Below are 14,898 nucleotides of genomic sequence, written 5' to 3' on the forward strand. Positions count from 1 at the left end.
AGACCTAGGGTGGACGCATGAGCACTTCCAGCAACACTCCACAAAACTCGGAAACGTCACCTGCAAACAACGGTAACGCGGCACCTCGTACCAACGAACGTATAGTTTTCGGCTCATACACAGGGCATATTGACGGCCCTCGACAAGTTCAGCGATTGGTATATGAAGCTCCGCCTCAAGTCCATGATGAACGGGAGACCTCATCCGAGACAAGCGTCGTTTCTATTATTAAAACCTCCGTGGGATCCATGGACAATTCCTGCTATTTCCTAGCAGTAGATGACCAGTCAGTCCTCATTGACGCTGCAACTGATGCGCCTTTCCTCCTCGATCTCGCCGATGCCGCGGGCGTGAAAATAACGGACGTTATCACTACGCATTCACATTATGATCACGTCGGAGCCCTTCAAGAGGTCCTCCAGCAGACCGGGGCACGACATCATGCGTCCGCCGGGGATGCACCTGATTTACCTGTCGATGCTGACCGCGTCGTCAAGGATGGAGACAAGCTAGACCTCATCAGTGAAAAGCTAGCCGGCCTTCACTTGACCGGCATAACTCTCCATGGTCACACGCGTGAGGGCCTGGCCATAGCCTTTAACCCGCAATCTTCGCTCGATGTCAAGGTGCCCGTTCACATTTTCACCGGCGATTCCCTTTTCCCTGGAGGAGTTGGAAAAACGTCGTCATCGGAGGCCTTCAACCATTTATTAGACGACGTCACCCACAAGCTCTTCGATGTGTATGATGGGTCAACCTGCATCCACCCGGGACATGGGGACGATACGACACTCGGTGCCGAATATCCTCATCTCGCTGAATGGCGTGAGCGTGGGTGGTGATCAACGTTCTACCCCGTGGGCGAACAGTTCTCACGCCCACGGGGTAGATCCGGCACAGATGATTACTTCGAAAGGCCCCTACGTTTATTGGAGAAAATGTGGGAACCCCCACACCCGATTCTGAACAATCCGCCATCGCTTACGAGCAGCGTGTCCTTGACTCACTTTTCACCTATGTCGACCATGAACGTCGACTCGCCGAGGAGAAAATGAGTTCAGTCCTACGCCGGCGTACTCATGATCCTCGTGGCCTCGTAGAACGAGAAACCGCATATAGCACGTTGCATGACCGGCTTACCCTGCTGTCCTCAGCCGAAATTGGCTTATGTTTCGGCCGTATCGATGTTGTCGAAAGTGATGGCGAGGAACCGGAAAATCCCTCTCCTGACAATCCTGAGCTGGATCGACGCTACATCGGGCGAATCGGATTATCCGATAAAGATGACGATTATCGGACTCTTCTCATGGATTGGCGTGCCCCGGGGGCACGGCCTTATTACTTGGCGACGACTGCGCACCCGGAAGGTGTTGCTCTGCGACGACACTTACGGACGAACGGGCGCACGGTAACGGGAGTCACTGACGAATACCTTGACGCTGAAGCGCTTAACGCGGGTGGCCTTGACACAACCTCATCCCCACGTGGCGCTGGCGATGAATCCCCCCTGCTCTCAGCGCTCAACGCAGCCCGAACCGGGCATATGACCGACATCGTCGCAACAATTCAACGTGAGCAAGACACCATCATCCGCGATCCTTACCGGGGAGTCACGGTTGTGGAAGGTGGCCCCGGAACTGGAAAAACGGCAGTAGCCCTCCACCGTGTCGCATATCTGCTGTACACATGGCGAGACGTCCTATCTCCCACAGGGGTGTTAGTCATCGGCCCCAACAGGACGTTTATTGACTATATTTCCCGCGTTCTACCGACATTGGGAGAGGGTGGCGTTGTTCTGTCGACCATCGGTGATCTCTACCCTGGAGTAACGTCATCGCGAATCGACCCTGAGCTCAGTAGAGAAGTCAAAGGATCCATTGAAATGGTAGAGATCCTGACTAACGCCGTGAGGAACTATCAGCTCGTTCCCGCGGAAACAACGTCGTTAAGTGTGGATGGTCATCACTTGGACGTCACGCCTGCGATGGCTCGAGCTGCGCGAACACGGGCTCGCCGTTCGCGGAAACCACACAACCAGGCTCGTGGCATTTTTCAAGATAAATTCCTTGATCTTCTCGCTGACGCCTTTGCAGACCAGATCGGAGAAGACCCATTAGGAGGGCAGAACCTCCTTGACGCCGGCGACCGAGTTGCACTGCGAGAAGACCTGGAAGAAGAGCCAGCGGTCATCGAATTAATGGATAGTCTGTGGCCCGAACTGGATCCTATCGACGTGCTCGCAACCCTCTTGAGTGACGAGAGCGCATTGAACGAAGCGACCAATGATTATGACGATCTCACGCGTGAGGCTCTTCGCAGAGCTGACGGGCGGAGCTTTTCCGCGTCAGACGCGGCTCTTCTTGATGAGCTCGCAACCATTATTGGCCTTGCAGATATTAACGAAAAGAGAGAGAGGGAAGAGCGCGAGCGATCCAAACGCATAGCTGAGGCGCAAGACGCGCTCGATATTTTGGCCGGGTCTGCGTCCCAAGATGTTGATGATCAGTTTGATCCCGAAATACTCATGGCTTATGACATCCTCGATGCTGCTGCACTCGCGGAACGCCAGCGTGTCCGGGATGATCGGACGACGGCCGAGCGAGCTCAGGAAGACCGGCTGTGGTCCTATGGGCACGTCGTCGTCGACGAGGCCCAGGAGCTGTCTGCGATGGAGTGGCGGATGGTGATGCGTCGATGCCCCAATCACTGGATGACCTTGGTGGGCGATACCGCACAAACAGGAAGCCCAGCGGGGGTGGAATCATGGTCGGACATGCTGGAACCGTTCGTCCAGTCGCGGTGGCATCATCATCGGCTGACGATTAACTACCGGACTCCCAAAGAGATCACCGACGTCGTTGACCACATACGCCATCATGTGGCGCCTGATACTTCGTCGGACACTGCTATTCGTTCCAATGGCCGACACCCCACCATGGTCTATGTGCCCGAGTTGGACTCATGCCGTGCCACTAACGCTGAAGCCACGCACCATGACTTAGTAGATTCGGATAGCGGCCGCGGACAATCGCCTGTTATAGAAAAATTACAACTCGTTATTGCTGATGTTGCACGAGCAATATCAGCAGAGCGCACCATTGCCATTGTCACAGCGGCAAACAACCCTGATCTTCATTTCTGCGTCAACGAAGCTGTACATCGACTAGACCCCGATCAATCTGTAAGTATCTTGAATCCATCCGAAACGAAAGGGTTGGAATTTGACGAAGTAATCATCGTCGAACCGGAGGATATTGTGTACACGGCGGTTCAAGGATTTCAGGATCTCTATGTGGCTGCTACACGAGCTACACAGGGGCTCACCGTTATGTACTCGGGTCACCCGATCTTCGAAAGTGCCTGATCCATCACACCTTGATCCCACGCCATCCGTGACCAGGTGTCCCAACCATGAACACCTATAGGATCCAGGCGGTAATCGATGTCAACCCCTACTGCACGCGCTTGGGCAACGAATTCCGCTGTTTGGGCGGTTGCCCCAACTTCCATGGGGACTCCTTCGGTTACTACGCCGACCAGGTTATCGCCATAGTCCGCCAGGGGATTTATCACACCTGAAGCTGACGTGACAATGATAGGCATCGTCAAATTCTGGAGATTCTCCGACGGGTTGGCTGCCCGTCTATTAGCAAGATTGAACCAGGGTACCGTGTTGACTCCCTCGGTCAGGAGGGGCTGAAGGTCGGTGGTTAACCACTGGTCGGGCATCCTGGAATCGTAGAAGCCGGACATGGCGAGAACGCTGCGGTAGAAATCGGGACGTTGGGCTGCCAAGCTCATCGCGCCCCAGGCTCCCGCCGAAATGCCGGTGACTAAGGTATGCCCGGCTCCTCCACCTGGAACGCCGAAATTGTTAGCAAGGTATGCAGGTAATTCTTCAGAAAGAAAAGTTTTATATTTAAATACCCTGCCGTCTGCAGTGGGATGGTCCCAGTCGGTATAGAGACTTGCCGAATCGCCCGCTGGAAATACCAAGGTGGCATCCGCCGAAGCCAAGTGCTCTAAAGCGTGCCCATCGGTCAGCCACTCGTTCGTGTCATTTTTAATGCCCATACCACCGAGGAACTGGATCACGCGTGGATTATTCGCAGTATGCAATGGCCGGATTACTACGGAAATGTCTCGGTTCATAGCGGCAGAATGAACAGAGCATTTCACAGCCGCATTCACATAAGGTGAACATGCTTGGCCCGCTGGGTCAGCTGAGGCCCGGGGCAACAATTGCGGTCCATGCAAAGCCGGCATGCACACCATCGCTGCTGCTAAAGCAACACCATAAAAACGCCGACGAATATTACACAATGATCCAATGGGGAGCATGCGTCGATCTTATACCGAAGAAAGCCCACGACAAGAGGGGATGTTTCATCGTGACACCCAATCAGGTGTAGTGAACTAGGGGGCAATACGCGCCGGTCAAGACGCACTAGCTTCATCTACATCAGTTATTAGCTAAGTCTTAGTCAACCGTATGCACGATCATGACATCGCAATTTGATTGACGAGCCACGTCAGCTGGAACCGATCCCAACAATCGTCCGGTTAGAGAATTAATTCCTCGGTTCCCCACAACCAGGAGATCGGCGTCGACCTCTTTCACGATGGCCATGAGCGCTTCGACCGGCGTTCCCTTGCGAACTGCCGTTTCAATGTTGGTTGCACCGACCCGGCGCGCCGCTTCTACCGCGCTTTCTAAGTTTTTACGTGCAGGGTCGTCGCCAAGAACAGTAACGGAATCTTGGCGGAGGGTCTTCGAGGCTTCTTCTTGGTTTTCATAGTAGGCGCAACCAATGGTTACTGTGGCGCCCAAAGCCGCTGCGATTTCGGCTGCTCGCTCAACTGCGAGAAGCGACGACTGAGATCCGTCTGTACCAACAACGATTGTCGAGTATTTGCTCATTTCTACCTTCCCAACCTCATTTGTCGACGTTGTCGACAGTAACCTTAGTTTTTATGGTACGTCACTTCGTCATACTTCACTCAGTGAGATTGTGCAGCCTGACAGCCCTAGGGAAATGACCGAACTGTTTGCCCCCCCCGATTGGTAGAACAGCTATTAATGTGTCGCGGTCATCGAAGTCGTGATCATCGAACACGCGAACGTCCAATCGGTGTCGCCATCGCGAGGCGTCGTGGCTGCGACTGTGCACCACTATTGACACTATTCAATTCCGGCTTCAGTGATTTCCTTGAGTTCTTTCTTGACGCCGACGAGTTCGTCGCGGAGACGGGCAGCCAATTCGAATTTCAGGTCTCGTGCGGCGTCGCCCATTTGTCGGGTTAAATCATCGCGGAGACGGATAAGATCATCACGGGTCATTTCAGCGTAATCCGGTTCTTGGTCCCCGGCCAGTGCAGCGTCGGACATTAATGAAGCGGTTGACCGAGCCTTTTGGCCATTCGCGTTCGCAGATGTCTCTGCGTCACCTCCGGCAGTTGTCGTGCCAGCGGACTCTTGATTTCCGGAGTCACTCTCGTTGTCATAGACCTGATCGAGAATGTCGGCAATTTTCTTCCGCAGAGGCTGAGGATCAATATTGTGCTCTTTGTTGAATGCGATCTGCTTCTCCCGACGTCGCTCAGTTTCGTCAATTGCCTGAGCCATGGATTCGGTAACAGCGTCCGCGTACATATGGACTTCGCCACTGACATTTCGGGCGGCACGTCCGATGGTCTGTATTAAGGACCGCGTGGACCGAAGGAAGCCCTCTTTATCGGCATCTAGAATGGAAACAAGGCTGACCTCAGGGAGGTCAAGCCCCTCACGCAATAAGTTAATTCCGACGAGGACATCGTATTTTCCAAGCCTCAAGTCACGGAGAAGCTCAACGCGCTGTAAAGTATCGATGTCTGAATGGAGATAACGAACGCGAATTCCCGCGTCCGCCAGGTAATCTGTCAGATCTTCAGCCATTTTCTTGGTCAATGTCGTGACGAGAACGCGTTCATCCTTGTCTGTCCGTTGACGGATTTCTTCCATGAGGTCGTCTATCTGGCCCCGGGTGGGCTTAACCACGATTTTGGGATCGACAAGGCCTGTGGGGCGAATGACCTGTTCAACATATTCACCACCAGCGGCTTCCAACTCATAGTCGCCGGGTGTAGCGGACATGTAGACACATTGGCCTTTTCGCGCATCGAACTCATCCCATGTCAAAGGCCGGTTGTCGATAGCGCTAGGTAGGCGAAAACCAAAATCAATGAGGTTTCTCTTCCGCGATGCGTCTCCCTCAAACATTCCACCGATTTGAGGGACCGTCACGTGTGACTCGTCGATAATCGTTAAGAAGTCCTCCGGAAAGTAGTCGATCAGCGTTGCTGGAGCGCTACCCGCCTCGCGCCCATCGATATGGCGAGAGTAGTTCTCGATTCCTGAACAGAATCCAACTTGTTCAATCATTTCCAGATCGAACTCTGTCCGCATTCGCAATCGCTGAGCTTCGACAAGCTTCCCTCGATTTTCAAGATCTGCTAATCGATCTTTCAATTCCGCTTTAATAGCTTCCTCAGCCTTCGCCATACGCTCAGGCCCAGCCACATAGTGAGTAGCCGGGAAAATTCTTAATTGATCATGAGTGTCAATCACTTCTCCCGTCAAAGGATGAATCGTATGAAGACTATCGATCTCGTCTCCAAAGAATTCCACACGAACGCCCACCTCTTCGTAGGCGGGAATAATATCGACGACATCTCCCTTAACCCTAAATGTCCCGCGGGTGAACGCGACGTCATTACGCGTGTATTGGACATCGACAAGCAATCGGAGGAATTGGTCTCGGTCAACTTCCTCTCCCACGCGGAGAGGAATAGACCGATCTAAGTATGACTGCGGAGTCCCTAACCCATAGATACACGACACCGAGCTCACAACAACGACATCTCGTCGCGACAAGAGATTAGACGTGGCTGAATGTCGTAAGCGCTCAACATCCTCGTTAATCGAAGAATCTTTCTCGATATATGTGTCCGTTTGCGCGATATAGGCTTCTGGCTGGTAATAGTCGTAATAACTGACGAAGTATTCGACCGCGTTATTTGGCAACAATTGCCGTAACTCATTGGCTAACTGAGCAGCCAAGGTTTTGTTCGGTGCCATAACTAAAGTTGGTCGCTGTTGCTTCTCAATGAGCCATGCGGCCGTCGCAGACTTCCCTGTGCCCGTGGCCCCCATCAAAACAACATCGCGCTCACCTCGGCGAAGCCTTTCATCAATTTCCTTAATGGCCTGGGGTTGATCTCCCGCCGGCTCATAATCGCTAACAACCTCAAAAGGTTTGCTAGTACGCTCGATTTCTCCGACTGGGCGAAACTCTGATTGTGAAAGGATGGGGTGTTCTGCAGCGAATGCCATAACCGCGAGTGTAACCCTCATTCCACAATGGCGCGGTTTCACACTAGACCGTGGAAACGATCACTGATGATCCCGACTAAATAGCGCAGCACCGGGCGGGGTTAACGCATCCACCGTGGTTAAAAGCAGATAGTTGCTGGGTCGATGGGGTCTCCGCTAATCCATACTTCACAGGGTCGCCCTGAGTCATCTACCACATGACAGTCTTCGCTCCGGAAGGCTTCGCTACCGCAGTCGTCGCTTACCGACTGGCGACTAAAGCCTAACCATGAAAGCTTTTCACGAGTGCTCTCGTCCCCTCCATCAGCGCCCCCTCCACCGTGAGCATATCGAGGCACTGACGCAACCAGTGGCTTATCGGTATCTCCACCAAACTCAACGTCTGCCTCAGAACCGAAGACCCATTCGACTCGTCGTCGGAACCGTTGCTGCCGGCCCTGATGGTGGGACAACACGAGACCATTAGCTTCACGGCCGCTGCTCTCCCCCTGTTCGGTCACGCACCCCCATCGAGCCAACCGAAAATCCCATAATCTATCCACCGACTCCAAAAGCTGATTGGGTGTACCTGAGTTATCCACGATGACATCGGCAGATGTAACTCGATCTGCGTCCGACAGTTGTGTCCTGATTCGCCGCCGTGCATCGTCTTCGTCGAAGCCACGGTGCGCCACCAGCCGCTCGACTCGCGTGTCTTCATCGGCAGTCACAACCACAACCAATCCACACATTCGGTCCAGGTTGTTCTCGATCAGCAAGGGCATATCAAAAACGACGATCGACTTGTCGGCAGAGTCACGAAAAAGCTCATATGCCCGCTCATGAATCCGTGGATGCATGATAGCGTTCAACGCCTTCGTGCGATCCTCAGAAACAAACGCTCGCCGGGCCAGTTCTTTACGATCCAAGGCCCCGTCGCTCATGACAATGTCTGAACCGAACTCTTCAGAGAGTTCCAATAAAGCGGGTTTCCCTGGCTGCACGATCTCACGGGCTATTTTGTCGCCATCGACGACAATCCCTCCGTGATCAGATAACCTCCGTGCGACCGTGGATTTACCTGAGCCGATACCGCCCGTAAGACCGACCACAACCACTTTTGCTCACTCTTTCATGCGTTTCTTCTCCGTGACAGCCTAGACCACTACCGTGTCTACCACGACTGCACATGACCACAAGGACCGAAAATAGAATTCGCAGCCCTCGCTGGATAAACACCAAGCAAGGACGACGATTACCGTTCAAGAATCGCGGTCACACCTTGACCACCCGCGGCGCAAATGGACACTAATGCGCGACCAGATCCCTTCTGCTCCAACAGCTTCGACGCCGTCGCTAAGAGACGACCGCCGGTCGCTGCAAACGGATGACCAGCTGCCAACGAGGACCCCTTCACGTTCAACTTGGACCGATCGATGGCTCCCAACGGCTTCTTTAATCCCAAACGTTGCGAGCAGTATTCCGGAGACTCCCACGCCGCGAGCGTTGCCAAAACTTGGGAGGCGAAGGCTTCGTGGATCTCATAGAAATCGAAATCTTGGAGCGTCAACCCATTACGGTTCAATAAACGTGGAACCGCGTAGGTTGGCGCCATTAATAACCCGTCGGGCGTTAAACGACCATGACCATGAACAAAATCGACGGCAGCTGTCTCAGAGTCAACAAGGTGTGCCCTGATAGGGAGATTATGCTGTTCTGCCCAGTCCTCGGACGCTAACAAGACCGCAGATGCACCATCCGTAAGGGGTGTGGAGTTTCCGGCAGTCATGGTTGCCCGCACACCGTGGCGTTCAGCATCTTTTTTACCAAACACAGGCTTTAATGCTGACAGTTTTTCCACCGTGGAATCCGGCCTCAAGTTATTATCCCGGTTCAACCCCAGGTACGGTGTGATGAGATCATCAAAGAAACCTTCGTCATAGGCAGCAGCAAGCTTCTGATGGCTTGAGGCGGCAAACTCGTCCTGCTGCTGGCGGGAAATTCCCATCTCACGCGCCGTGATGGCTGCATGGTCTCCCATGGACAGGCCCGTTCGGGGCTCTCCATTGCGCGGCTGCTCGGGAACAAGTAGTTGTGGCCGAATCTTTCCCACAAGCTTGAGCCTCTGCCCCGTCGTTTTGGCCGTAGAAGCCTTAATCAAGAGCTTCCGAAGATCATCATTTAGCGCAATCGGCGCATCGGAGGTCGTATCAACGCCGCCTGCTATGCCGGAATCGATGCGTCCCAACGCGATAGCATCCGCCACTTGAATCGCTGCAGCTAGTCCCGTCCCACACGCTTGCTGGATATCAAAAGCTGGCGTATCCGATGCCAAATGCGACCCAAGGACACATTCTCTGGTCAAATTGAAGTCGCGCGAGTGCTTAAGTACTGCTCCCGCAGCAACCATTCCTAAACGCTCATCCTGCAGGTGGTACCTGCTCACCAATCCATCAATAGTGGACGTCAACATATCCTGGTTGGACGCATTCGCGTAGCGCCCATTTGAGCGCGCAAACGGAATCCGGTTTCCGCCGATAATTGCTACCTTACGAGTCATAGTTTGCCCCTCTCTGAGATTCATATCACTAAAACTCTCTCATATTGTGTATGTTCACCGTAGGCTAATTGAACAGAAACTCGTAAAACGTATCCACGAAGGGATCTTTCCATGGCTGACAGTTACACACAGTTCGTCAATTCAGGGGCAGGATCGCTGCTCGCATCGAAACTTGGATTACCCAAACCCGAAAAACTTCGCCGGTTTGAACCTGGCCAACCCCCTGTAAACGAGCCCATCATCGTCACGGGATCCGGGTCTCTGGCATCCTCCATCCGAGACCTTCTCGAGCCCACGTACACCATCATCGAGACTCGAGACGACGGCTCCCCCGCCACGGATGGGAAAATCGCGGGCCTTGTTATCGACGCCACGGGCTTCACCGCCCCCGCAGACTCGCTCGAGTTGTATGAAACCGTTAATCCAGTAATTCGAAAGCTAGCTCCATGCGCGCGCATCATTGTCATTGGGCAAAACCCAGAGAGCACAACAACCGCCTCCTCGCGCGTCGCGCAGCGAGGACTAGAAGGTTTTACTCGCTCTCTGGCTAAAGAAATGCGGAGAGGCGCAACCGTCCAACTGGTCTACACCGACCCGAACACCCCACTAAGCAGCCTCGAATCCACGTTACGGTTCCTGCTATCAGGAAAATCCGCGTACGTCGATGCTCAAGTGTTCCGGCTGAACGATGCTCCGTCTCCCGCGGTCGACTGGGACAAGCCCTTAAAAGGGAAAATCTCTGTCGTCACTGGGGCAGCCCGGGGTATTGGAAAAACGATCGCCGAAATACTCGCGCGCGATGGCGCTCATGTGATTTGCGTCGATATTCCCGCTGCAGGGGAAGCACTGGCTGAGACCGCAAATGAGGTCAACGGAACATCTCTTAGCCTCGACGTGACTGCGCCCGACGCAGCGGATATTCTTGCGCACCATGTCAAAGAACGGCACAAGACCGGTATAGACATCATCGTCCACAATGCCGGAATTACCCGGGACAAGACGATGGCTGGGATGGACGACGCTCGATGGAAATCCGTCATGGCCGTTAATATCACGGCTCCATTGACAATCACCGAACGTCTTCTTCAACTCGAGGCCATTAACGACAACGGTCGAGTCATAGGCGTCTCTTCGATGGCTGGCATTGCCGGCAACAGGGGACAAACCAACTATGCCTACAGCAAGGCAGGGGTTATTGGTTTCGTTGATGCACTTTCCGCGTCCGCCGGCCATGGAATCACCGTAAACGCAGTCGCGCCTGGTTTCATCGAAACACAGATGACCGCGGCGATTCCAGTCGTTACTCGTGAGGTAGGGCGTCGGCTGAATTCTTTGCAGCAAGGCGGGCTCACTATTGACGTCGCAGAAACCATTGCCTACTTCGCATCGCCTGCCTCGGAAGCGATCAACGGCAACGTTATCCGAGTCTGTGGACAGTCGATCTTGGGAGCATAACAAGATGAACCCATCGCCAAATAACGAATACTCTACCGGAGCGGCACACGGCACCGCTTCCCAGCCAGCTACGGCTACCGACAACGTCGACAGTGATTCTCTGAGAGAGAAAACGATTGTTGAACTGGATAGTATTCCATCGCTTGGGGATGAGTATCGACGAGCATTGCGCGGACTTCTTCCCCCCGTCCCATTCCTTTCGAACCGTTCGTCGAGTGGCAAGAATTCGGTGACTACCGCCCCGTCTCGCGTATTTCGCGTCAAGGGGGTCACCATCGATGCTGCTAACCTTGCTGAATACTGCACTGCATGCGGTCTTCGTATCAGCAACACTGTGCCACTGACGTTTCCGTACGCGGTGACATTTCCCCTTGTCATGAGAGCAATGAACTCGCCAGATTTTCCATTTCCGGCAGTCGGGACTATTCACATACGCAACGTCATCGAGCAGTATTCACCCATCACGGTTACGGACACCATCGATGTGACGGTCTACATGGAATCGTTGCGACGCCACCGCCAAGGTTTGCTGATAGACATCATCACCGAGGTACGTCGCTCGTCGGCACCTGACGACGTAATCTGGCGGCAACGATCAACCATGCTGTCTAAGGGTAAAGCCCCTAAGGCGCAACTCCCTGATGACAACTATGAGCGAATGGCCGTTGATCTCCCCGAGGACCCTACGACGATCATTCGAGTGTCAGCTTCGGACATTAAGAACTACGCCAATGTTTCGGGTGATAAAAACCCGATTCACGTTTCCAGGTTGGGAGCTAAGGCATTCGGCTTCCCCGCAACCATCGCTCATGGGATGTGGAGCGCTGCCTCGCTTTTAGGGATCGTCGAAGGCGAGGTCCCTTCTCGAGCACGCTATACTGTGGAGTTCGGTAAGCCGATTATCCTTCCTGCGGTCCTGGCAGCATATGCCTCCCGCCACCCACAAAACGACTCAACCGAGGTTTCATGGGATTTGTGCTATTGCAGTGCGAAGGATTCGTCGAAGATCAATGTGACTGCTCAATTGGCAGAAATTTAGAGCGGTCCCACTTATAACGACGACACACATAAGGCCCCCGACACGCTCCCACAATCGACCAGATCGTGGACATCCTTTGCCGGGGGCCTGTATCAAGACCTGAGACGCGACGGCCTGAGAGGACCGCTCACGCTTTTACCTCTTGGTTCTTCCCTTCGTGCGATTGCTTGTCAGATGCGCTTTCTTTTGGCACCAGGTTTAAGAGGTCTTCTCCATGCGAGACTTCGCCAGTGGCAATTGTGTCGATTCCGCCTATCCTCTTCCAGTTCGTGATGAGAACCGGAGTGACATCGGGGTGACCGGCCTTCGCAATCTTTTCTTTGTCGAAGGTCATGAGTTTTTGCCCGGCCGACACCCGATCTCCGCGCTTAACGAATGACTCAAAGCCTTCGCCCTTCATCTCGACCGTATCGACACCGACGTGAACGAGAAGGTCCACACCGAGGTCTAGTTTGACGCCAATCGCGTGTCCTTGGACAGCGAGGATTTTTCCGTCGCCGGGGCTATAAATGGTGTCGCCTGACGGCTCGATAGCAACCCCGTGGCCTACCGCTCCCGCTGCAAAAGCGGGATCAGGTACATCCTTCAAGGGCACAATGGTTCCGTCGAGGGGTGCAACCAGTACTGAGGTTTCTGTGAGAACTGGACGCTTCTTCTTCGTCGCGGTAGACGTCGTCTGGGCTTTCGGTGATGATTCAGTTTGCGTTTCAGACGCTGCTGCAGCCCCGGCTGGAACAGAAGATGCTGCAGAAGAAGTTGAGGCTCCCTCAGTCTGGTTAGCAGCAGCCGCGTTGTCTGCCGCTTCATCAGCGGCAATCTTCGCCCGAACTTCTTCCTTCTCTTCCTTTGAGCGGTAGTCGAAGAAGACAACCATGAAGAATGAGGTAAAGAATGCTACTAGGATACCAATGGTGTATCCGAGCCACGGTTGGAATGCCGGGATCGTCAAGATCGATGTGAAGACGAAGGCATTGGCTTTAATGTTGAAGATGCCCATGACCACGCCACCTGTAAAACAACCGGCGAGTAACCGCGGATACGTCTTCTTGAAGCGAAGAACGATACCATACAACGACGGTTCAGAAATACCACCAAGAAGTCCGGCCATCAAAGCACCGAGGGACACCTGTTTCATGGCCTTATTGCGCTCGCGGAACGAACGATAGAGAACGCCTGCAACTAATCCGAAGCATGCAAAGTTCCAGGCGCCCATGGGGCCTTGAATGAAGTCATAGCCGAGGGAGTTGATGTTCTGGATCATGACGGCGTTCAGCGGCCAATGCAACCCGAGGGGCACAATGAACGGGTACAACAGTGGGACGACGACAGACAAAATAAACGGCGAAAAGTCATTGATCGCTTTAAGAGCGTTTGAAATTCCGTTGCCCAGACCAATACCGAAGGGGCCAAGCAAGAATGCTGTGGCTGGGATCATAATGATCAACGAAAAGAACGGTACGAATACCATTTGGACAGCTTCGGGAATGATCTTCTTCAGACCCTTTTCAACCCAGTACAAGGCGATTGCCGCGATCAAAGGCGGAAAAACCTGACCACTGTATTCGTTCAAGACCATCGGAAGGCCGAAGACGTGTACAACGTCTTCGCGGTTACCTAGGCTCATGAACTCTGGGCTCATGAGAGCAGCAGGAATAGCTGCGCCAACCCATTCGTTGGCTCCTAGCTTTCGAGCAGCCGTCGCACCCACCATGATGGGCAAGAAGTAAAACACCGACTGGTACATGGCGTGCATGAACTGGTACGTCGGTGGTTGATGTTCTGCACGGAAATCCTGGATTCCCATCGTGTCGAGGAGAACAAGGATGGTGATAATCAGTGAAGCGCCGAGAAGAGCCCACAAAATTGGTCGGAAGGTGTCAGAGAGGAACTCGAATGCGTAGTCGACCCAGCTGAACTTTCCGCGAACCCCTCCGTATTCTTTTTTGGAGGATTTTTGCCTGTTGCCCCCGCCTTCAGCATTATCTGCGACGCCCGGGAGCTTGATTAGCTCCTGGTAATAGTTAGCAACTGCACCCCCCATGACGACCTGCAGCCCATTGTCCCCCTGAGGAACAACACCTAGTACTGACCCATTCTCATCAAGGGCTTCCGTATTCGCTTGTGACCGATCATTCAACTGGAACCGCAAGCGCGTCGCACAGTGCGTCACTGACGCTATGTTGTCCGCCCCACCGATATTATCCAGGATGAACCGTGAGGTGGTTTCGGTTTGCGAAGCCATCACAATCCTTTCGCATTTATGTCCGATTATGTCTGTTCGGACTGTGTCCGAAATTATCGTACCCCCTATATGCTTGGTTTAATAGAGATTCTTTGTGAGGATCGCCACAAATTGTGGCAATTAGTTACAAACCACACTATCGAGATTGATGATGACTACCGATGACAAAAATCCCCCTACCCACACTGGGATAGGGGGATAGGCCACAATCACTAGTCTGTGGTCATGAGGGTGGCCCTGACAGCCTAGTT

Annotated in this window: 10 protein-coding genes; 4 read left to right on the forward strand and 6 right to left on the reverse strand. The window is 53.5% G+C overall.

Annotated elements, in window-relative coordinates; genetic code table 11:
• Positions 1-248 precede the first annotated feature (248 nt).
• Both I6J23_RS09525 and I6J23_RS09530 read left to right on the forward strand, forming a co-directional pair.
• Positions 249-842: an MBL fold metallo-hydrolase gene (locus I6J23_RS09525; RefSeq protein ID WP_204583059.1), complete on the forward strand. Its 594-nt coding sequence runs from the start codon at positions 249-251 to the stop codon at positions 840-842.
• Between the two features lie 98 nt (positions 843-940).
• A complete protein-coding gene (locus I6J23_RS09530; RefSeq protein ID WP_204581853.1) occupies positions 941-3,364 on the forward strand; it encodes a HelD family protein in 2,424 nt (807 codons plus the stop codon).
• Here I6J23_RS09530 and I6J23_RS09535 read toward each other — a convergent pair.
• From I6J23_RS09535 to I6J23_RS09555, 5 genes are all read right to left on the reverse strand, one after another.
• Positions 3,340-4,341, reverse strand: a complete 1,002-nt coding sequence (locus I6J23_RS09535) for an alpha/beta hydrolase (RefSeq protein WP_204581854.1) — start codon at positions 4,339-4,341, stop codon at positions 3,340-3,342. The two genes, I6J23_RS09530 and I6J23_RS09535, sit on opposite strands and share 25 nt — an antisense overlap.
• A gap of 139 nt (positions 4,342-4,480) precedes the next feature.
• Positions 4,481-4,921, reverse strand: coding sequence for a universal stress protein (locus tag I6J23_RS09540; protein WP_204581855.1), 441 nt, complete (start codon positions 4,919-4,921; stop codon positions 4,481-4,483).
• A gap of 261 nt (positions 4,922-5,182) precedes the next feature.
• Positions 5,183-7,372: an excinuclease ABC subunit UvrB gene (gene uvrB, locus I6J23_RS09545; protein WP_204581856.1), complete on the reverse strand. Its 2,190-nt coding sequence runs from the start codon at positions 7,370-7,372 to the stop codon at positions 5,183-5,185.
• Between the two features lie 119 nt (positions 7,373-7,491).
• Positions 7,492-8,469, reverse strand: a complete 978-nt coding sequence (gene coaE / locus I6J23_RS09550; RefSeq protein ID WP_204581857.1) for a dephospho-CoA kinase — start codon at positions 8,467-8,469, stop codon at positions 7,492-7,494.
• A 137-nt stretch (positions 8,470-8,606) separates the two neighbouring features.
• Positions 8,607-9,911: an acetyl-CoA C-acetyltransferase gene (locus tag I6J23_RS09555; protein WP_204581858.1), complete on the reverse strand. Its 1,305-nt coding sequence runs from the start codon at positions 9,909-9,911 to the stop codon at positions 8,607-8,609.
• Between the two features lie 111 nt (positions 9,912-10,022).
• Here I6J23_RS09555 and I6J23_RS09560 point away from each other — a divergent pair, with 111 nt between their 5' ends.
• Together I6J23_RS09560 and I6J23_RS09565 are read left to right on the forward strand one after the other, a co-directional pair.
• On the forward strand, positions 10,023-11,366 hold the full coding sequence (locus I6J23_RS09560; RefSeq protein WP_204581859.1) for a 3-oxoacyl-ACP reductase: 1,344 nt from the start codon (positions 10,023-10,025) through the stop codon (positions 11,364-11,366).
• A 4-nt stretch (positions 11,367-11,370) separates the two neighbouring features.
• Entirely contained in the window at positions 11,371-12,405 is a 1,035-nt protein-coding gene (locus tag I6J23_RS09565; protein ID WP_204581860.1) for a MaoC/PaaZ C-terminal domain-containing protein, read from the forward strand.
• Between the two features lie 127 nt (positions 12,406-12,532).
• On the opposite strand, the gene I6J23_RS09570 is transcribed toward I6J23_RS09565, so the two are convergent.
• Positions 12,533-14,647, reverse strand: a complete 2,115-nt coding sequence (locus I6J23_RS09570) for a glucose PTS transporter subunit IIA (protein WP_204581861.1) — start codon at positions 14,645-14,647, stop codon at positions 12,533-12,535.
• Positions 14,648-14,898 lie beyond the last annotated feature (251 nt).

The sequence above is a fragment of the Corynebacterium kroppenstedtii genome (assembly GCF_016894245.1).
Taxonomy (GTDB): domain Bacteria; phylum Actinomycetota; class Actinomycetes; order Mycobacteriales; family Mycobacteriaceae; genus Corynebacterium.

Coding starts and splice junctions, on each gene's coding strand:
- I6J23_RS09525 (WP_204583059.1), top strand. CDS start 249: ATGGACAATTCCTGCTATTTCCTAGCAGTAGATGACCAGTCAGTCCTC.
- uvrB (WP_204581856.1), bottom strand. CDS start 7,372: ATGGCATTCGCTGCAGAACACCCCATCCTTTCACAATCAGAGTTTCGC.
- I6J23_RS09570 (WP_204581861.1), bottom strand. CDS start 14,647: ATGGCTTCGCAAACCGAAACCACCTCACGGTTCATCCTGGATAATATC.
- I6J23_RS09555 (WP_204581858.1), bottom strand. CDS start 9,911: ATGACTCGTAAGGTAGCAATTATCGGCGGAAACCGGATTCCGTTTGCG.
- I6J23_RS09540 (WP_204581855.1), bottom strand. CDS start 4,921: ATGAGCAAATACTCGACAATCGTTGTTGGTACAGACGGATCTCAGTCG.
- I6J23_RS09535 (WP_204581854.1), bottom strand. CDS start 4,341: ATGCTCCCCATTGGATCATTGTGTAATATTCGTCGGCGTTTTTATGGT.
- I6J23_RS09560 (WP_204581859.1), top strand. CDS start 10,023: ATGGCTGACAGTTACACACAGTTCGTCAATTCAGGGGCAGGATCGCTG.
- I6J23_RS09565 (WP_204581860.1), top strand. CDS start 11,371: ATGAACCCATCGCCAAATAACGAATACTCTACCGGAGCGGCACACGGC.